The organism is Streptomyces sp. T028, assembly GCF_048159505.1.
GTDB lineage: Bacteria > Actinomycetota > Actinomycetes > Streptomycetales > Streptomycetaceae > Streptomyces.
In genome coordinates, this window is sequence record NZ_JBLRVZ010000006.1 from 304,720 (window position 1) to 322,907 (window position 18,188).

Consider the following 18,188-nt stretch of genomic DNA (forward strand, 5'->3'; position numbering starts at 1 on the left):
CACCATCTGAGACACCCGAGGTCATAGATGACTGAGCGTCAGCCCGCCGAAGGCACGCGGGAGAAGGACCGGCCGTGGCTCATGCGCACGTACGCCGGCCACTCCACCGCCGAGGCATCCAACGAGCTGTACCGGCGCAACCTCGCCAAGGGCCAGACGGGCCTGTCGGTGGCGTTCGACCTGCCGACGCAGACCGGCTACGACTCCGACCACGTCCTCGCCCGCGGCGAGGTCGGCCGGGTCGGCGTGCCGGTGGCCCATCTCGGTGACATGCGCCGGCTGTTCCAGGACATCCCCCTGGAGCAGATGAACACCTCGATGACCATCAACGCCACCGCCATGTGGCTGCTGGCGCTCTACCAGGTCGTCGCGGAGGAGCAGGGCGCGGACATCACGCAGCTCCAGGGCACGACCCAGAACGACATCGTCAAGGAGTACCTGTCCCGGGGCACGCACGTGTTCCCGCCGGGGCCGTCCCTCCGGCTGACGACGGACATGATCGCGTACACGGTCTCCCACATCCCGAAGTGGAACCCGATCAACATCTGCAGCTACCACCTGCAGGAGGCGGGCGCCACACCGGTCCAGGAGATCGCGTACGCGATGTCCACCGCGATCGCGGTTCTCGATGCCGTACGCGACTCGGGGCAGGTCCCCGCCGAGAAGTTCGGGGACGTCGTGGCCCGTATCTCCTTCTTCGTGAACGCGGGCGTCCGCTTCATCGAGGAGATGTGCAAGATGCGGGCGTTCGGGCGGATCTGGGACCAGGTCACGCGTGAGCGGTACGGCATCGAGAACCCCAAGCAGCGCCGCTTCCGCTACGGCGTCCAGGTCAACTCGCTCGGACTGACCGAGGCACAGCCGGAGAACAACGTCCAGCGGATCGTGCTGGAGATGCTGGCCGTGACGCTGTCGAAGGACGCACGCGCGCGTGCCGTGCAGCTGCCGGCGTGGAACGAGGCCCTGGGCCTGCCCCGCCCCTGGGACCAGCAGTGGTCGCTGCGCATCCAGCAGGTCCTCGCGCACGAGAGCGACCTGCTGGAGTACGAGGACATCTTCGAGGGCTCGCACGTCATCGAGGCCAAGGTGAGCAGGCTCGTCGAGGAGTCCCTCGCGGAGATCGGGCGGATCCAGGAGATGGGAGGTGCGATGGCCGCCGTGGAGTCCGGCTACCTCAAGTCGAAGCTGGTCTCCTCGCACGCCGAGCGGCGCGCCCGTATTGAGTCCGGTCAAGAGAGGATCGTGGGCGTCAACATCTTCGAGACGACCGAGCCGAATCCATTGACGGCGGATCTCGACACAGCCATCCAGACAGTTGATCCAGCTGTCGAGGCACGCGTCATCGCCTCGCTGCAGAACTGGCGCGACACCCGCTACCAGCCGCCGTTCAACCACCCGCGCCCGTGCAAGGCTCTGGAGCGGCTGAAGGAGGCCGCCAAGGGCACCGACAACCTCATGGAGGCCACCTTGGAGTGCGTCCGCGCCGGGGTCACGACCGGTGAGTGGGCCGGGGCCCTGCGCGAGGTGTTCGGCGAGTTCCGGGCGCCGACCGGGGTCTCCTCGGCGCCGGTGGCGGTCCCCGCCGAGGAGGGCTCGGCCATGTCGGAGGTCCGCCGCAGCGTGGAGACGACCGCCAAGGAGCTCGGCGCGGGCAAGCTGCGCTTCCTGGTCGGCAAGCCGGGCCTGGACGGGCACTCCAACGGCGCCGAGCAGATCGCCGTACGCGCGCGTGACGCCGGCTTCGAGGTGGTCTACCAGGGCATCCGGCTGACGCCCGAGCAGATCGTGGACGCGGCCCTCGCCGAGGACGTGCACGCGGTGGGCCTGTCGATCCTGTCGGGCTCGCACGCGCAGCTGGTGCCGGACGTGCTGGAACGGCTCCGTGTGGCCGGTGCCACAGATATACCGGTGATCGCCGGTGGCATCATCCCGAATGGGGACGCCGAGCAGCTCAGGGCCGCCGGAGTGGCCGCCGTCTTCACCCCGAAGGACTTCGACATCACCGGAATCATCGGCCGCATCGTCGACGAGATCCGCAAAGCGAACAAGCTCGACCCCCTGGAGGTCCCCGCATGACCGTCAACCGTCTGCGTCCGCGCCGCTCGTGTCTCGCGGTCCCGGGCAGCAACCCCCGCTTCCTGGAGAAGGCGCAGGGCCTGGCGGCGGACCAGGTCTTCCTCGACCTGGAGGACGCGTGCGCCCCGCTCGCCAAGCCCGAGGCGCGGCACACCATCGTCAAGTTCCTCAATGAAGGTGACTGGACGGGCAAGACGAGGGTCGTGCGCGTCAACGACTGGACGACCGAGTGGACGTACCGTGACGTCGTGACGGTCGTCGAGGGCGCCGGCCAGAACCTCGACTGCATCATGCTGCCGAAGGTGCAGACGGCCCAGCAGGTCGTCGCCCTGGACCTGCTGCTGACCCAGATCGAGAAGACCATGGGCTTCGAGGTCGGCCGGATCGGCATCGAGGCGCAGATCGAGAACGCCCAGGGCCTCAACAACGTCAACGAGATCGCGCAGGCCTCCCCGCGCATCGAGACGATCATCTTCGGCCCTGCCGACTTCATGGCGTCGATCAACATGAAGTCGCTGGTCGTGGGCGAGCAGCCGCCCGGCTACCCGGCGGACGCCTACCACTACATCCTGATGAAGATCCTGATGGCCGCCCGCGCCAACGACCTCCAGGCGATCGACGGCCCCTACCTGCAGATCCGCAACGTCGACGGCTACCGCGAGGTCGCCCGGCGCGCCGCCGCGCTCGGCTTCGACGGCAAGTGGGTGCTGCACCCGGGCCAGGTCGAGGCGTCCAACGAGATCTTCTCGCCGTCGCAGGAGGACTACGACCACGCCGAGCTGATCCTGGACGCGTACGACTACTACACGTCCGAGGCGGGCGGCAGGAAGGGCTCCGCGATGCTCGGCGACGAGATGATCGACGAGGCCAGCCGCAAGATGGCGCTGGTCATCTCCGGCAAGGGCCGGGCCGCCGGGATGCAGCGCACGTCGAAGTTCGAGATCCCGGAGGGCTGAGCGCGATGCAGTTCGGACGCACGTACGAGGAGTTCGAGGTCGGGGCGACGTACAAGCACTGGCCGGGCAAAACGGTCACCGAGTACGACGACCACCTGTTCTGTCTCCTCACAATGAACCACCACCCGCTCCACATGGACGTCAACTACGCCGAGAACACGACGGACTTCGGCAGGAACGTGGTGGTCGGGAACTACATCTACTCCCTCCTGCTCGGCATGTCCGTGCCGGACGTCTCCGGCAAGGCGATCGCCAACCTGGAGATCGAGTCGCTGAGGCACGTGGCGCCGACCTTCCACGGCGACACGATCTACGGCGAGACGACCGTGCTGGACAAGTGGCCGTCGAAGTCGAAGAACGACCGCGGGATCGTCCACGTGGAGACCAAGGGCTACAAGCAGGACGGCACGCTCGTGTGTGTGTTCCGCCGCAAGGTGATGGTGCCGACCGAGACGTACATCAAGGAGCGCGGCGGCGAGCAGCCCGGCCGTCCCGAACTCAAGCAGCAGGAGAAGTAGGCCATGGCCCGTCTCGCGCAGACCGCCGGACTCACCGACATCCAGCGGGAGATCCTCTCCACCGTCCGCGACTTCGTGGACAAGGAGATCATCCCGGTCGCGACCGAGCTGGAGCACCGCGACGAGTACCCGCAGCAGATCGTCGACGGCCTCAAGGAGCTGGGCCTGTTCGGCCTGATGATCCCCGAGGAGTACGGCGGCCTGGGCGAGTCCCTCCTGACGTACGCGCTGTGCGTGGAGGAGATCGCCCGCGGCTGGATGTCCGTCTCCGGGATCATCAACACGCACTTCATCGTGGCGTACATGCTCAAGCAGCACGGCACGCAGGAGCAGAAGGACCACTTCCTGCCGCGGATGGCGGCCGGCGACATCCGGGGCGCGTTCTCGATGTCGGAGCCGGGCCTCGGCTCGGACGTGTCGGCGATCACGTCGAAGGCGGTCAAGGACGGCGAGGAGTACGTCCTGAACGGTCAGAAGATGTGGCTGACGAACGGCGGCACGTCGTCGCTCGTGGCCGTTCTGGTCCGAAGTGACGAAGGACACCCCGAGGGCACCGCGCCGCACAAGTCGATGACGACCTTCCTGATCGAGAAGGAGCCCGGTTTCGGTGAGGTCCGTCCCGGTCTGACCATCCCGGGCAAGATCGAGAAGATGGGCTACAAGGGCGTCGACACCACCGAGCTGATCATGGACGGCCTGCGGCTTCCCGCCGATCGCGTGCTCGGAGGGGTCACCGGCCGAGGTTTTTACCAAATGATGGACGGCGTCGAGGTGGGCCGCGTGAACGTGGCGGCGCGTGGCTGCGGTGTCGCCCAGCGCGCCTTCGAGCTGGGCGTCCAGTACGCCCAGCAGCGTCACACGTTCGGCAAGCCGATCGCCCAGCACCAGGCGATCCAGTTCAAGCTCGCCGAGATGGCTACCAAGGTCGAGGCGGCGCATGCCATGATGGTGAACGCGGCACGCAAAAAGGACTCCGGCGAACGAAACGACCTTGAGGCAGGGATGGCGAAGTACCTCGCCTCCGAGTACTGCAAGGAGGTCGTGGAGGACGCCTTCCGGATCCACGGCGGCTACGGCTTCTCCAAGGAGTACGAGATCGAGCGCCTCTACCGCGAGGCCCCGATGCTGCTGATCGGTGAAGGTACCGCCGAAATCCAGAAAATGATCATCGGGCGCCGACTGCTCGAAGAGTATCGGTTCCAGGGCTAGATGTCCGGGTTGGGGGTGTTTTCTTCGAGAAGAAGATCACACCCTGTCAACTTCCCCCGGCCGCCGACTCGGCTTCCTGGCTTACCCAGTTGCGCTCCCGAACCGCTACGATCGCCGGAAAGCCGCCGTCCCCCGTCGAAGCGCGGCATCGTCCGCTACGAAGGTCATCCATGCCCCACAGCCAAACCTCTGCACACCGCGACCGCCTGGTAGGCGCACGCCTCGCGCGCGGAGCATCGCCGTGGCTTCTGCCGACCGTCGCCACCGCAGCCGTCAGTCTGGTCCGCGCCCGCCGCTCGGGCGTCGCCAAGGCCGTCGCCGTACCCGCCACCGCTCTCGCGGCGGGCATGCTGTGGTTCTTCCGCGACCCCGAGCGCGAGATCGCCTCGGGCCGGGTCATCTCCCCCGCCGACGGAGTGGTGCAGAGCATCATGCCGTGGAAGGACGGACGCACCCGGGTCGCGATCTTCATGAGCCCGCTCAACGTCCACGTCAACCGCGCGCCCCTCTCCGGCACGGTCACGTCCGTCGAGCACATCCCCGGCGGGTTCGTTCCGGCGTTCAACAAGGAGAGCGAGAACAACGAGCGCGTCGTCTGGCACTTCGACACCGAGCTCGGTGACATCGAGATGATCCAGATCGCCGGCGCCGTCGCCCGCCGTATCGTCCCCTACCTCCCCGAGGGCACGAAGGTCGAGCAGGGCGACCGGATCGGCCTCATCCGCTTCGGCTCGCGTGTCGACATCTACCTGCCCGAGGGCGTGGAGGTCGCGGTCGAGGTCGGCCAGAAGACCGTGGCGGGGGTGACTCGCATTGACCGTGATTGACCCTGAGACCCAGGCGGGCTGGGTACCCGAGGCCGACGACGCGGACGACGAGGAGGAGATGCCCCTGTCGCTGCGCCTGTCGATAGCGGACACCCTCACCCTCGGCAACGCCACGTGCGGCTTCATGGCGGTGTACTTCACCACCACCGGCATCCTGATCCCGCATCTCACCGGCAGCCAGGAGTCCGGCATGGCCCGCCACAGCGCGGCCACGGCGGTCATCCTGATGCTCTGCGCGGCGGTCTTCGACCTCTTCGACGGCCTGGTCGCGAGGAAGCTGCGCAGCTCCCCCATGGGCGCCGAGCTCGACAACCTCTCCGACCTGATCAGCTTCGGCCTGGCCCCGGCGTACTTCGTCCTGGTCTACGGCATGGTCGCCGACGACGCCCACCAGCGGGTGGCGGCCCTCGGCGCGATCGTCGTCCTGCTGGCCGTCGTCCTGCGCCTCGCGAGATTCTCCTGCGTGACCCCGACGAACGGCATGTTCCAGGGCATGCCGTCGCCGTTCGGCGCGCTGACGGTCATCTCGATCGTGCTCCTGGAGCTGCCCTTCGTGGCGACGCTCCTCGCCATCCTGGGCACCGCCTGGCTGATGGTGAGCCGGGTCGAGTACCCGAAGCCGCGGGGCCGCCTCGCCGGCGTGGTGCTCTCCTGCATCGTGCTGTCCATGGGCCTCCTGGCCGCCTGGGCGTTCGACGCCCCGAGCGGTCAGCTGCTCCTGCAGACGGGCTGCGCGCTGGAGCTGGTCATGGGTGCGGTGATTCCGCTGGTCGCCACGGCGCGGCGGGTGAACACGTTTCGTGGGAATCGGCGGGAGGCTCGGGCGGCGCAGTTGCCTTAGCGGCATGCCGAACCAAGTGAGGGGCCCTGGACCTTGTTGGTCCGGGGCCCCTCGTTTTGGTATTCGGCTGCTGCGCCGTTGTGGCTGGTCGCGCCCGCGCGGCGGAGCCGCAAATCGATACAGCCCCGCGCCCCTTCAGGGCGCTCTTGGTGCCGTCAGGTCAGGAAGTCCCGGGCGATTCGCTCCGCCACACGTTCCAGGATCGGGCCCGCGTCCGTGATGCAGGTGGCTACGTCCGGCTCGATCTCCGTCAGGGGGTATGCGCGGCGGATGCCTGCCCGGCCGAGGGCCTCCGGGGGGAGGGCGAGGCGGCCGCAGACCGCTACGACCTCCTTGTCGGCCGCGCGGGCGGCGGCCGCGACTCCGGCGGGGGCCTTGCCGTGCAGGGTCTGCTCGTCCAGCGAGCCCTCCCCGGTGATCACCAGCTCCGCCCGCTGCAGCGCCGGTGCGAAGCCCAGCACGTCGAGCATCACCTCGATGCCCGCCCGGAACCGGGCGCCCAGCAGCAGGGCGCCGTACCCGATGCCGCCCGCGGCTCCGGCGCCCGGCGCGGCCGCGTACTCCGCGGCCTCCGGGCCGACGGCCGCCTCCAGCACCTTCGCGTAGTGCGCGAGCGCCGCGTCCAGCGCCTCCACGTCGTCCGGAGAGGCGCCCTTCTGCGGCCCGTACACCGCCGGGGCGCCCTTCGGGCCGGTCAGCGGGTTGTCGACATCGCTGGCGAGGACCAGCTCCACGTCGGACAGCCGGGGGTCGAGGCCGGAGAGGTCGGCGCGGGCCAGGTCCGCGAGTCCGCCGCCGCCCGGCGCGACCGGTTCGCCGTCCTCGTCCAGGAACCGGGCCCCGAGCGCGGACAACATACCCGCGCCGCCATCGGTGGTCGCGCTGCCGCCGACCCCGAACACGATCGTCCGCACCCCCGCGTCCAGCGCGGCCCGCAGCAGTTCCCCGGAGCCGTACGTCGACGCCGTCAGCGGTGCGAAGACGCCGGCCGGGAGCCGCTGCAGGCCACTCGCCTCCGCCATCTCCACCACGGCGGTGTCGCCGCGCAGCGCGAACGCGGCGGTGACCTCGTGGCCGAGGGGACCGGCGACCCGTACCTCCCGGCGTTCGAACCCGGCCGCGACCGCCGCGTCGACCGTGCCGTCGCCGCCGTCGGCGACCGGCAGGGCCTCCACCTCGACGTCCGGCACGACCCGGCGCAGCCCGGCCGTCACCCGCTCCGCGACCTGTACGGCCGTCAGCGACCCCTTGAACTTGTCCGCGGCCACGAGCACCTGTCGGGTGCCCTTCGTTGCAGCGTCCGCCACCGTTTCCATCCCCTTGCTCTCCGGGCCCCGCGCACGTCAGGGCCAGTCGCGCCGGTGCGACCTTAACCGGAGGACGCCCCCGCCGTCATGCGATGCCCGCACCCTGGAACAGCCTGAGGGCCGCCTGTGGGGACTGACGAAAACCGCGCGAGGGCGCCCGGAATCGGGTAAACCGGAGCCATGACCCCCGTGGGGACTCCCGAGCGCATCGAGCCCGCCCTCGCCGACCGCGTGCTCGGCGGCTGGCTGGGCCGTATCGCCGGCAACATGCTCGGCAAACCCGTCGAACAGGGCGAGGTGTGGACCCGCGACCGCATCGACGGCTATCTGCGGCGCGCGGACGCGCTCCCCCTCACCGACTATCTGCCCGAGCCTCCCACCGAGGAGGACCGCCGGCGGCTGCGGCCCGAGTGGCGGCAGTGTGTACGGGGCCGCGTCCACGGCAGCTGCCGCGACGACGACGTCGACTACGCGATCCTCGGCCTCGACCTGCTGGAGACCCACGGCTTCGGCTTCACCACCGAGCAGGTCGGCGACCTGTGGCTGCTGCGGCTGCCGTATCTGCAGACGTTCACGGCGGAGCGCGCCGCGTACCGCAACCTCGCGGGCGGCATCAGACCGCCGCTGACGGCGACGTACGACAATCCGTACCAGGAGTGGATCGGCGCCCTCATCCGTGCCGACGTCTTCGGGTGGACCTGCCCCGGTGCCCCGCGCCGCGCAGCCGCCCTCGCCCGCCGGGACGCGGTGCTCTCGCACACCGGGAACGGCGTCTACGGCGCCATGTGGTCGGCGGCGCTGATCGCGGCGGCGTTCACCGCGCCGACGGTGCGCGGCGCGATCGAGGAGGCGCTGGCCGTCGTACCCGCGAGCAGCCGTCTCGCACGGACCGTACGCCGGGTCACCGCCCTCCACGAGACGGGCCTGGCCTGGGAGGACACCCTCGCCACGATGAGCGACGAGACGTCCGGCCTCGGCTGGATCCACACCGTCCCGAACGCCGCCGTCCTCACCGCCGGCCTCCTCTACGGCGACGGCGACTTCACCCGCACCATCGCCCTCACCGTCCGCGGCGGACTGGACACCGACTCCAACGGCGCCACGGCCGGCTCGGTGGCCGGCGTCCTGACCGGCGCGCGGGCGATCCCCGCCCACTGGACGGAGCCCCTGGAGGACACCGTGCACAGCGCGGTGTTCGGCTTCGACGGGGCCAGGATCAGCGAGCTGGCGGAGCGGACGGTGCGGTTGGTGGAGACGGGACGGCCTGTGCCGTCGCCGGGAGAGCATCCCCTACAAATCGGGTGAAGTCGGCCATGGCGTCGCTGTGCGCTGGATACCCTGCCGTGGTGACTACTTCCAGCGCCTCCGACTTCGCCGCGTACATCGCCTCCCTGCCCCGTGTCCTGGCCGGCGCCGCCGCCCTCTTCCGGGACGCGCGGGGGCGGGTCCTGCTCGTCGAGCCCAACTACCGCGACGGCTGGGCGCTGCCGGGCGGCACCATCGAGTCCGACCAGAACGAGACCCCCCGCGAGGGCGCGCGCCGCGAGACGCTGGAGGAGATCGGCCTCGACCGCCCGCTCGGCCGGCTGCTCGCGGTGGACTGGGTGGCCGGTCCGGGCCGGCCGCCGCTGGTGGCGTACCTCTACGACGGCGGGGTCCTCGACAAGGACGACCTCAAGGCGATCCGGCTGCAGGAGGAGGAGCTGCTCTCCTGGCGGCTGGTGCCGCGCGAGGAGCTCACCGGCCATCTGCTGGGCGCGCTCGGCCACCGTGTGCTGGCCGCACTGGACGCACTGGCCGACGACTCGGGACCGGTCGAACTCGAGAACGGCCGACGGGCCGACTGACCTCCGCCGGCCGGGCGGATCTGGCATCCGGACAGCGGGCGGTCCGGCGCGGCTGATGTCGTTCGACGGGCGCGGGTGGATTGTGGCTTGTCGCGCAGTTCCCCGCGCCCCTGGGTCGGCTGAGGTCACCTCACTCGATTGCGCAGATCGGCTGGCCTCCGCCGTCGGGGCGGTCGGCCTCCAGTCGACCGTCAGGGTTGCCCACGCCGGAGAGAACCATGACCTCGACGACGAGCTCGGCGGGGAGGGAAACGGTGACCTTGGCCATTCCGGGACGGTAACAGCATGCTCAGCGCCGGCACATCCGCGCGGTGAGCAACATTCGAGCAACAACGGGCGTCGACAGAGCGCGAGCCATGCGCCATGATCGCCCGACGGCGGCCATACGCGTCATGGTCGCGGGCGCAGCCCTGTGAGGTGAGCGGGTCCGTCGACCCCGAAGGAGCGGTCGACCGGACACGGCCTAGTCTGTTGCCTCCTAAACAGCTTTTCGAAGCCCGGCACGTGGAAAAGGTGACGCGCGATGTCGCTGAGCCCCGGCGATCCCGAGTCCATAGGCGGCTACACACTGGTCGGCCGGCTCGGCAGCGGCGGTATGGGCGTCGTCTATCTGGGCCTTTCCGACTCGGGGCGGCAGGTCGCGGTCAAGGTCGTGCACCCGCCGTACGCGCAGGACCAGGAGTTCCGGACGCGTTTCCGGCAGGAGGTCGCGGCGGCCCGCCGGGTGAGCGGGGCGTTCACTGCCCCGGTGGTGGACGCGGACCCGGACGGCCCACAGCCGTGGATGGCGACGCTGTACGTCCCGGGCCGCACGCTGTCCGACGTCGTGGCCAAGGAGGGCCCCCTGCGCGGACGCGCGTTGCGTGTGCTCGCGCTGGGTCTGGTCGAGGCGCTGCGGGACATCCACCGGGCCGGTGTGGTGCACCGTGATCTGAAGCCGAGCAATGTCCTGATGGCCGAGGACGGCCCCCGCGTCATCGACTTCGGCATCTCGCACGCCGTGGACAACGAGGCCCTCACCATGACGGGCCGGCTGATCGGCACCCCGCCCTTCATGTCCCCGGAGCAGTTCACCGCGCCGCGCGAGGTCACCGGGGCCTCGGACGTCTTCTCGCTGGGGTCGCTGCTGGTCTACGCGGCCACCGGCAACCGTCCGTTCGACGGAAGCAGCCCGTATTTGACGGGCTACCAGGTGATGTACGAGGCGCCGGCCCTGGACGGGGTCGCCGAACCGCTCCGGAGCATCGCCCAGCGCTGCCTGGACAAGGACCCGGCCGCCCGGCCCGAGCTCGCTGAACTGCGCGACCTGCTCCGGACGCTGCCGGACTCCGATGTGCCGGTCGCGCCCGGCGAACCGGCCTCACCGGCCGGCCCGGGGGTGCCCGCCTCCGCGGAAGGCGGAGCAGACGGTGGAACGGACGGCGAGACCCGAAGCGGTCACGGACGCAGAAGGCGGCGCGTCCTCGTCGGTCTCGCCACGGCCCTGGCTGTCAGCGGACTGAGCTTCGTGGCGGTGAGAACCGGGTCGAGCCCCCTGAGCGAGGCTTCCCCGTCCCCCACCGCGCCCGCGCCCGATACCGGCGGATCCACCGCGCCGTCGCCGTCCACGTCCACCGCGCCGTCCCCGTCGGCGTCCGCGTCCGCCGCCACCGCGGTGACCCCACCGCCGAAGCACGTGCCCTGGGACTACCAGATCGGCGGCGCGTACACCCCGGCGGCCGGAGTGAAGGTGGTGAGCCGCAGTCACGAGAGCGCCCCCGCGCCCGGTGTCTACAACATCTGCAACATCAACGCCTTCCAGGCGCAGGAGGGCGCGGAGGGCGAATGGGACCCCGATCTGCTGCTGCGCGACGCCGCCGGAAACGTCGTCTACGACACGGACTGGGGCGAGGCGGTCCTGGACATCCGCACCGCCGCCAAGCGGGAGCGCATCGCCGCCGAGCTGAACACCTGGATCGACGGGTGCGCGGCCAAGGGCTACCGCGCCGTCGAGCCCGACAACTACGACACCTTCACCCGCTTCCCGGACTACCTCGAGGCCGACCAGGCCGAGGCGCTCATGAAACTGCTGGCGGCGCACGCCCACGCCGAGGGCCTGGCCATCGCGCAGAAGAACACCGTCGAACTCGTGGCCGACCGCGCGGCCGTGGGCCTGGACTTCGCCGTGGTGGAGGAGTGCGCCGAGTACGACGAGTGCGGCGCGTTCGCCGAGGCGTTCGACAACAACGTGCTCGTGGTCGAGTACGCGGCGAAGGGGCTGTCGCAGGCGTGTTCCGGCTGGGGCGACACCCTCAGCGTCGTGCGCCGCGACGCTGAGGTCGTGCCCGAGGGCTCGGACGGCTACGTCCACGAGACCTGCTGACGCCCGGCCGGTGCGCCGGATAACCGTTCGCCCCGAGCGAGCGGGCACCCTACTCTCGGGCCCATGAACAGGCCACTCGTCGCCCTCCTCAGCGGTGCGGGCATCTCCACCGATTCCGGAATACCCGACTACCGCGGTCCGAACGGGCTGTGGCGGCGGGACCCCGAGGCCGAGAAGCTCGTCACGTACGAGTACTACATGCGGGACCCGGAGATCCGGCGGCGGTCGTGGCAGCTGCGGCGCGAGAACCGGACGCTGCGGGCCGAGCCGAACGCCGCGCACCTCGCCGTCGCCGAGCTGGGGAGGTCCGGGATCCCCCTGCGGGTGATCACGCAGAACGTGGACGGGCTCCACCAGCGCGCGGGCCTGCCCGACCGCAAGATGCTGGAGCTGCACGGCACCGCGCACGCTGTCGTCTGTACGACGTGTCACGCCCGCGGGCCGATGGCGGACGCCCTCGCCCGCGTGGACGCCGGGGAGCCGGACCCGCCCTGCCTGGAGTGCGGCGGGATCCTCAAGACGGCCACCGTGATGTTCGGCGAGCGGCTCGACCCGGTCGTGCTCGGCGACGCGCTCGCGATCACCAAGGCCTGCACCGTGTTCATCGCCGTCGGCAGCAGCCTCCAGGTCCAGCCCGCCGCCGGCCTCGCCGGCGTCGCCGCCGACCACGGCGCTCGCCTGATCATCGTCAACGCCGAGCCGACCCCGTACGACGAGATCGCCGACGAGGTCGTCCGCGAGCCCATTGGCACCGCCCTGCCCCGGCTCCTGCGGGAGCTGCACGCGCCGTCGGTCTGAGCTCGACCAGGAGTGAGCGGTCAGAACAACGCCGTGCCGCTCTCGAAGTCCAGCAGGCGCTGCTTGCGCTCCAGGCCGCCGCCGTAGCCGGTGAGGCTGCCGTTCGCGCCGACGACGCGGTGACAGGGGACGATGATCCCGATGGGGTTCTTGCCGTTGGCGAGGCCCACGGCCCGGGAGGCGCCGGGGTTGCCGAGGGCCTCGGCGAGGTCGCCGTAGGAGCGCGTCTCGCCGTACGGGATCATGCGCAGCTGGTCCCAGACCCGCTGCTGGAACGGGGTGCCGCCGTTCAGCCGGAGCGGGACGGTGAACTCCTTCAACCCGCCCTCGAAATAGGCCTCCAGCTGTTCCTCGGCCTGCCCGAAGAGGGTGTCGTCGCGTGGGCCGAAGCTCTCCTCGGGTGGTCGGTGGCGCTGCCCGGTCATGTAGAGGCCGCACAGCACGCCGTCGTCGTCGGCGACGAGGGTGAGCGGACCGTACGGGCTGTCGATGACGGTGTGTTTCTTCATGGATCGTCCTCACGTCCCTACACGGGCAGGAAGTTGATGGGGTGGCTGTCGGTCGCCCACAGGTACTGGACCGCGTAGGCCCGCCAGGGGCGCCAGGCCGCCGCGCGGACCGTGAGGGCAGCCGGGGTGGACGGCAGGCCCAACTCCCCCGCGGCACGCCGGATTCCGAGGTCGGTGGGGAGGAAGGCGTCGGGGTCGCCGAGGGCGCGCATGGCGATGACGTCGACGGTCCAGGGGCCGAAGCCGGGGAGGGCGAGGAGCTGGGCGCGGGTCGCGGCCCAGTCGCTCTCCGGGCCCAGGTGGAGGGTTCCGTCGGCCAGGTGGCGGACGAGGGTGGTGAAGGTGGTGCGGCGGGTGCGGGGCATCGCCAGGGACGCGGGGTCGACGGCGGCCAGCGCCTCGGCGGACGGGAAGAGGTGGGTGAGGCCGCCTTCCGGGTCGTCGACCGGCTCACCGTACGCGGTGACCAGGCGGGCAGCGTGGGTGCGGGCGGCCGCCGTGGACACCTGCTGGCCCAGCACGGCGCGTACGGCGAGCTCGGCCTCGTCGACCGTGCGCGGCACCCGGCGGCCGGGCGCCTTGTCGACCAGCGGTGCGAGCAGCGGGTCCGTGCGCAGCTGGTCGTCCACGGCGACCGGGTCGGCGTCGAGGTCGAGCATGCGCCGGCAGCGGCTGATGGCGACGGTGAGATCGCGCAGGTCGGTGAGGGTGAGCCGGCAGCCGATGTGGTCGGGGCGCGGGGTGAGCGCGACGACTGCGTGCCCGTACGGCAGCCGCAGCGTGCGCCGGAAGGCTCCGCCCCGCCACTCCTCCACGCCGGGGACGCCGGTCGCCGCGAGGTGTCCGAAGAGGTTGTCGGGGTTGAGGGGCGCCCGGAACGGCAGCCGGAGCTGGAGAGTGCCGCCGGTGGCCGGTGCCGCGGAACCGGTGGCCGGGTGGCCGATGGCAGGGTGGCCGGGGGCCGGGGGCTGGTCCTTCTTCGGGGTGCGGGCGCGCAGTTCGCTCGGGGAGAGCGCGAACACGTCGCGCACGGTGTCGTTGAAGGTGCGGACGGAGGAGAAACCAGCGGCGAACGCCACGTCCGCCATGGGCAGTCCGGTCGTCTCGACCAGCAGGCGGGCTGTCTGCGCGCGCTGGGCGCGGGCCAACGCGAGGGGTCCCGCGCCGAGTTCGGCGAGGAGTTGGCGTTCCACCTGGCGGGTGCTGTAGCCGAGGCGGGCGGCGAGACCGGGCACGCCGTCCCGGTCGACGACGCCGTCGGCGATCAGCCGCATGGCGCGGGCGACCAGGTCGGCCCGCTGGTTCCACTCCGGGGAGCCCGGGCTGGTGTCCGGCCGGCAGCGCTTGCAGGCCCGGAAACCGGCCTGCTGGCAGGCGGCGGCGCTCGCATGGAAGACCATGTTCTGCGGCTTGGGCGGCACGGCGGGGCAGCTCGGCCGGCAGTAGATCCGGGTGGTGAGGACCGCGGTGAAGAACCATCCGTCGAACCGTGCGTCCTTCGACTGCACGGCGCGCACACAGCGCTCGCGGTCGGTGTGCATCGCGTTCTGCATGCGTCCAGCATCGGCCACCGCCCGGCTCCCACGCTGGCGAGAATCCGACATGGACGTCGCCTGTCCTGCGCCGCCGCGGCGTCCGCGGCGTGATCCGCCGGACTGGCCCTAGGCTGCCCGCATGGATCAGGCAGCCGGCTCACGGCCTCGACTGTGGCCGTTGTACGCGGCCGGGTTCACCACCGCGTTCGGGGCGCACGGCATCGCCGCGAACCTGGGCGGCGGCTCCGAGGACGCGGTGACCTCGCTGCTCGTCCTCGGCGGGCTGCTGGCGCTGTACGACGGTGCCGAGGTCGTGCTGAAGCCGGTGTTCGGCACGCTCGCCGACCGGGTGGGGGCGCGGCCGGTGCTGCTGGGCGGACTGGTCGCCTTCGCGCTCGCCTCCGCGTCGTACGTCGTCGTGGACTTCCCCGGCCGGCTGTGGGTGGCGCGGCTGGGGCAGGGGGCGGCGGCCTCCGCGTTCTCCCCGGCGGCCTCGGCGTTGGTGTCGCGGCTGAGTCCGGCGGCGGGGCAGGGGCGGGCGTTCGGGAGCTACGGCTTCCACAAGTCGATCGGCTACACGCTGGGTCCGCTGCTGGGCGGGGTGCTGGTGTGGGCGGGCGGGCTGCGGCTGCTGTTCGGGGTGCTCGCGGTGCTGGGGGCCGGGGTGGCCGTGTGGGCGTGGGCCTCGGTGCCCGTCGTACCGCCGCTGCCGAGGGCCCGGCAGACGGTGGTCGATCTGGCGCGGCGGCTGGCCGATCCGGCGTTCCTGGTGCCGACGGCGGGGCTCGCCGGGGCGACCGCCGCGCTGTCGGTCGGGGTGGGTTTCCTGCCGGTGTCGGGGTCGGCGGCCGGGCTCGGGACGGTGGCGACGGGGGCGGCGGTGTCGGTGCTGGCGGCCTGTGCGGCGGTGGTGCAGCCACGGGCGGGGCGGGCGCTGGACGCCGGGCGGATCGGCGCCCGGAGCGGGCTGGCCTGGGGTACGTCCGTCACGGCGGCCGGGCTGGCGTGCGCGATGCTGCCGGGGCTCGCCGGTGTGCTGTCGGCCGCGGTGCTCATCGGGGTCGGCACGGGTCTGATCACCCCGCTCGGGTTCGCCGCGCTCGCCTCCTCGACGCCGAAGGAGCGGCTGGGACAGACCATGGGCGCGGCCGAGCTGGGCCGGGAACTGGGCGACGCGGGCGGACCGCTGCTGGTGGCGGGGGTCGCGGCGGCGACGACCCTGACGCACGGGTACGCTGCGCTGGCTTTGTTGCTGGCATGCGGGCCGCTGGCCGCGGTGGGGTGGCGGGCGGTGTCCGGGGCACGCTGAGGGCTCCGCTGGGAGGGCAGTGCGTCAGCTGCGGGTCCGTCGTGGCTGGTCGCGCCCACGCGGCGGAGCCGCATATCTATACAGCCCCGCGCCCCTATCGGGCGCTGGCCCTCAGCCGCGCCCGTTTTCCCGGGCCGTTTTCTCCGGGAGCATGGCCAGGGACCGGATCACGAAGACGTCGATCACCATCACGGTCACCGACCACGGTGGTGCGTATGGCAGGAACAGCCACTGGGCGAGCAGGCTGAGCGCGGCCAGGAGGATGCCGGGGAAGCGGGCCCGGGCCAGGCCCTTGAGGAGGGCCGCGCCGGTCGCGGCGGCGAGGATGCCGAGGGCGAGGTGGATCGTGCCCCAGCCGGTGAGGCTGAGCTCGTAGACGTAGGAGCCGACGTCGGCGTAGACGTCGTCCCCGGAGAGCGCGGCGATGCCCTGGAGGACGGTGAGGAGGCCGCCGCAGAGCAGCAGGACGCCGGCGAACGTGACTCCGCCGGAGGCGAAGCTGTCGCGCGCGGCCGGTGCGGAGGCGCGCGGGCCGCCGGGAGGTACGGACCACGCGGTGCCGATCTCGCCCTGGGTGTGGCCGGTGGGGCCGTGGGGAGAGGGGTGGGAGGTCATGGGAGGCGTCCCTTCGTCAGCACATCCCGGGCATACGGCGGCGGCGAGTACGGCGGGGCCGTTCGGGTGAGCGGCCCCACCGGGCCCGCCTGGGCAGGCGCCTCACATGTTGATCATGTGGCCGGCCAGTCCGTGCACGGCCTCCTTGACGGCCTCGCCCAGGGTGGGGTGGGCGTGGACGTTGCGGGCGACCTCGTGGACGGTGAGGTCCCACTGCTGGGCCAGGGTCAGCTCGGGCAGCAGTTCGGTGACGTCGGGGCCGATGAGATGGCCGCCGATCAGCTCGCCGTGGGTGGCGTCGGAGATGAGTTTGACGAAGCCGGTGGTGTCGCCGAGGCCGTGGGACTTGCCGTTGGCGGTGAAGGGGAACTTGGCGACCTTGACGTCGTAGCCGAGGTCGCGGGCCTGGGCCTCGGTGTAGCCGAAGCTGGCGATCTGCGGCTGGCAGTAGGTGGCGCGCGGGATCATCGCGTAGTCGAGTTCCATGGTCTCGGCGCCGGCGATGGTCTCGGCGGCGATCACGCCCATGGCCTCGGCGGCGTGCGCGAGCATCAGCTTGGCGGTGACGTCGCCGATGGCGTACAGGTGCGGGACGGAGGTGCGGCAGCGGCCGTCGACGTCGATGGCGCCGCGGTCGTTGCCGGTGACGCCGGTGTTCTCCAGGCCGTAACCCGTCACGTTCGGGGCGAAGCCGATGGCCTGCAGGACCTTGTCGGCCTCCAGGACCCGCTGGGCGCCGTCCTTGCCGGTGACGGTGAGGGGACGTGGGGGCCGGCCCCGGCGATGACGACCGACGGGGGGAGGTTGTCGGCGAGGATCTGCTCCTCGTAGGTGACCACGCGGGAGGTGCGGCGAGTGCCGGGGAGCAGTTTGAGGGTGGCGCCGGTGGCGATGCCGCAGTCGGTGAAGCCGATCGTGCGGGTCTCGCCACCGTAGCCGGTGATCTGGTTCTTCTTCATCAGGTATTGACATCCTCCTTCGGCGGAAGCCAAAGGATTCCAGCCCTCACGGGCTGAGGTTCACGGGCGCTCGAACCCTTTCGGGCTGTCACCCCTCCGACGTGTCCCGCCGCGACACAGGTGTTGCTCAAGTCGGCGCGCGCTTGGTTATCGCTGAGCGCCGAGCCCGATCGTACTGTCCGGCTCTGCGTACGTCGAATCGCGCTTGCAGCGACTCGACGTTCCCTACCCCGCTATGCAGGAAGGCGCATCCCCCCGGCCGTGAATACCGGGCCTCCGCGGTTCATCGGTGGGCGAGTTCGGCGTTGCGCAGGAGGGCCTTGGTGGGGATGCAGCCCACGTTGAGACAGACGCCGCCCCAGTACTTCTCCTCGACGACGGCGACGCGCCTGCCCAGCTGGGCGGCGCGGACCGCGGCCACATAGCCGCCGGGGCCGGCGCCGAGGACCACGACGTCGAAACGTTCGTCCTGCTCGGTCATGGAAGGTTCCTGTTCCGTAAGTAGGTACCGTTTCGTGTT

The 18,188-nt window shown here is 71.1% G+C and carries 15 protein-coding genes and 2 pseudogenes; 11 read left to right on the forward strand and 6 right to left on the reverse strand.

Annotation, left to right across the window (positions count from 1 at the left end; all coding sequences use genetic code 11):
• The first annotated feature begins 27 nt into the window (after positions 1–27).
• The 6 genes from ACLZN2_RS07065 to pssA all read left to right on the forward strand — a co-directional run bounded on the left by ACLZN2_RS07065 (position 28) and on the right by pssA (position 6,427).
• Positions 28–2,076 carry a protein meaA gene (locus ACLZN2_RS07065; RefSeq protein WP_416977498.1) on the forward strand — a complete coding sequence of 683 codons (2,049 nt, stop codon included), beginning with the start codon at positions 28–30 and terminating at the stop codon, positions 2,074–2,076.
• On the forward strand, positions 2,073–3,032 hold the full coding sequence (locus ACLZN2_RS07070; protein ID WP_416977499.1) for an HpcH/HpaI aldolase/citrate lyase family protein: 960 nt from the start codon (positions 2,073–2,075) through the stop codon (positions 3,030–3,032). Before ACLZN2_RS07065 ends, ACLZN2_RS07070 begins: the two co-directional genes overlap by 4 nt.
• A gap of 5 nt (positions 3,033–3,037) precedes the next feature.
• On the forward strand, positions 3,038–3,550 hold the full coding sequence (locus tag ACLZN2_RS07075; RefSeq protein ID WP_416977500.1) for a MaoC family dehydratase: 513 nt from the start codon (positions 3,038–3,040) through the stop codon (positions 3,548–3,550).
• 3 nt (positions 3,551–3,553) lie between these two features.
• A complete protein-coding gene (locus ACLZN2_RS07080) occupies positions 3,554–4,759 on the forward strand; it encodes an acyl-CoA dehydrogenase family protein (protein ID WP_416977501.1) in 1,206 nt (401 codons plus the stop codon).
• Positions 4,760–4,929: 170 nt separating this feature from the next.
• Complete coding sequence (locus ACLZN2_RS07085; RefSeq protein ID WP_416977502.1) at positions 4,930–5,586, forward strand: phosphatidylserine decarboxylase; 657 nt, start codon at positions 4,930–4,932, stop codon at positions 5,584–5,586.
• Positions 5,573–6,427, forward strand: a complete 855-nt coding sequence (gene pssA / locus ACLZN2_RS07090) for a CDP-diacylglycerol--serine O-phosphatidyltransferase (protein WP_416977503.1) — start codon at positions 5,573–5,575, stop codon at positions 6,425–6,427. The genes ACLZN2_RS07085 and pssA overlap by 14 nt, the downstream gene beginning before the upstream one ends.
• Before the next feature lie 155 nt (positions 6,428–6,582).
• Here pssA and ACLZN2_RS07095 read toward each other — a convergent pair whose 3' ends face one another.
• Positions 6,583–7,734, reverse strand: coding sequence for a glycerate kinase (locus ACLZN2_RS07095; protein WP_416977504.1), 1,152 nt, complete (start codon positions 7,732–7,734; stop codon positions 6,583–6,585).
• A 180-nt stretch (positions 7,735–7,914) separates the two neighbouring features.
• Between ACLZN2_RS07095 and ACLZN2_RS07100 the strand changes: the two genes are divergently transcribed.
• Positions 7,915–9,039: an ADP-ribosylglycohydrolase family protein gene (locus ACLZN2_RS07100; protein WP_416977505.1), complete on the forward strand. Its 1,125-nt coding sequence runs from the start codon at positions 7,915–7,917 to the stop codon at positions 9,037–9,039.
• Positions 9,040–9,080: 41 nt separating this feature from the next.
• Positions 9,081–9,581: an NUDIX domain-containing protein gene (locus ACLZN2_RS07105; RefSeq protein ID WP_416977506.1), complete on the forward strand. Its 501-nt coding sequence runs from the start codon at positions 9,081–9,083 to the stop codon at positions 9,579–9,581.
• Positions 9,582–9,759: 178 nt separating this feature from the next.
• Here ACLZN2_RS07105 and ACLZN2_RS07110 read toward each other — a convergent pair.
• Positions 9,760–9,849: pseudogene (locus ACLZN2_RS07110) on the reverse strand (DUF2191 domain-containing protein); the annotation flags it as partial.
• A 255-nt stretch (positions 9,850–10,104) separates the two neighbouring features.
• Here ACLZN2_RS07110 and ACLZN2_RS07115 point away from each other — a divergent pair.
• Together ACLZN2_RS07115 and ACLZN2_RS07120 are read left to right on the forward strand one after the other, a co-directional pair.
• Complete coding sequence (locus ACLZN2_RS07115) at positions 10,105–11,943, forward strand: endo alpha-1,4 polygalactosaminidase (RefSeq protein WP_416977507.1); 1,839 nt, start codon at positions 10,105–10,107, stop codon at positions 11,941–11,943.
• Positions 11,944–12,006: 63 nt separating this feature from the next.
• Entirely contained in the window at positions 12,007–12,741 is a 735-nt protein-coding gene (locus tag ACLZN2_RS07120) for an SIR2 family NAD-dependent protein deacylase (protein WP_416977508.1), read from the forward strand.
• 20 nt (positions 12,742–12,761) lie between these two features.
• Here the strand turns inward: ACLZN2_RS07120 and ACLZN2_RS07125 are convergent, their stop codons facing one another.
• Positions 12,762–13,250 carry a methylated-DNA--[protein]-cysteine S-methyltransferase gene (locus ACLZN2_RS07125; protein WP_416977509.1) on the reverse strand — a complete coding sequence of 163 codons (489 nt, stop codon included), beginning with the start codon at positions 13,248–13,250 and terminating at the stop codon, positions 12,762–12,764.
• Between the two features lie 17 nt (positions 13,251–13,267).
• Complete coding sequence (locus ACLZN2_RS07130; RefSeq protein WP_416977510.1) at positions 13,268–14,803, reverse strand: AlkA N-terminal domain-containing protein; 1,536 nt, start codon at positions 14,801–14,803, stop codon at positions 13,268–13,270.
• 121 nt (positions 14,804–14,924) lie between these two features.
• Here ACLZN2_RS07130 and ACLZN2_RS07135 point away from each other — a divergent pair, with 121 nt between their 5' ends.
• Positions 14,925–16,094 carry an MFS transporter gene (locus ACLZN2_RS07135; protein WP_416977511.1) on the forward strand — a complete coding sequence of 390 codons (1,170 nt, stop codon included), beginning with the start codon at positions 14,925–14,927 and terminating at the stop codon, positions 16,092–16,094.
• 111 nt (positions 16,095–16,205) lie between these two features.
• On the opposite strand, the gene ACLZN2_RS07140 is transcribed toward ACLZN2_RS07135, so the two are convergent.
• Positions 16,206–16,709 (reverse strand): hypothetical protein, encoded by a 504-nt coding sequence (locus tag ACLZN2_RS07140; RefSeq protein ID WP_416977512.1) that lies wholly within the window; start codon positions 16,707–16,709, stop codon positions 16,206–16,208.
• Positions 16,710–16,811: 102 nt separating this feature from the next.
• Positions 16,812–18,149, reverse strand: a pseudogene (locus ACLZN2_RS07145) (FAD-dependent oxidoreductase).
• Positions 18,150–18,188 lie beyond the last annotated feature (39 nt).

Bases quoted from the DNA above. Each gene is read 5' to 3' on its own strand.
- ACLZN2_RS07065 (WP_416977498.1), top strand. From the start codon at position 28: ATGACTGAGCGTCAGCCCGCCGAAGGCACGCGGGAGAAGGACCGGCCG.
- ACLZN2_RS07070 (WP_416977499.1), top strand. From the start codon at position 2,073: ATGACCGTCAACCGTCTGCGTCCGCGCCGCTCGTGTCTCGCGGTCCCG.
- ACLZN2_RS07075 (WP_416977500.1), top strand. From the start codon at position 3,038: ATGCAGTTCGGACGCACGTACGAGGAGTTCGAGGTCGGGGCGACGTAC.
- ACLZN2_RS07080 (WP_416977501.1), top strand. From the start codon at position 3,554: ATGGCCCGTCTCGCGCAGACCGCCGGACTCACCGACATCCAGCGGGAG.
- ACLZN2_RS07085 (WP_416977502.1), top strand. From the start codon at position 4,930: ATGCCCCACAGCCAAACCTCTGCACACCGCGACCGCCTGGTAGGCGCA.
- ACLZN2_RS07100 (WP_416977505.1), top strand. From the start codon at position 7,915: ATGACCCCCGTGGGGACTCCCGAGCGCATCGAGCCCGCCCTCGCCGAC.
- ACLZN2_RS07115 (WP_416977507.1), top strand. From the start codon at position 10,105: ATGTCGCTGAGCCCCGGCGATCCCGAGTCCATAGGCGGCTACACACTG.
- ACLZN2_RS07120 (WP_416977508.1), top strand. From the start codon at position 12,007: ATGAACAGGCCACTCGTCGCCCTCCTCAGCGGTGCGGGCATCTCCACC.
- ACLZN2_RS07125 (WP_416977509.1), bottom strand. From the start codon at position 13,250: ATGAAGAAACACACCGTCATCGACAGCCCGTACGGTCCGCTCACCCTC.
- ACLZN2_RS07130 (WP_416977510.1), bottom strand. From the start codon at position 14,803: ATGCAGAACGCGATGCACACCGACCGCGAGCGCTGTGTGCGCGCCGTG.
- ACLZN2_RS07135 (WP_416977511.1), top strand. From the start codon at position 14,925: ATGGATCAGGCAGCCGGCTCACGGCCTCGACTGTGGCCGTTGTACGCG.
- ACLZN2_RS07140 (WP_416977512.1), bottom strand. From the start codon at position 16,709: ATGACCTCCCACCCCTCTCCCCACGGCCCCACCGGCCACACCCAGGGC.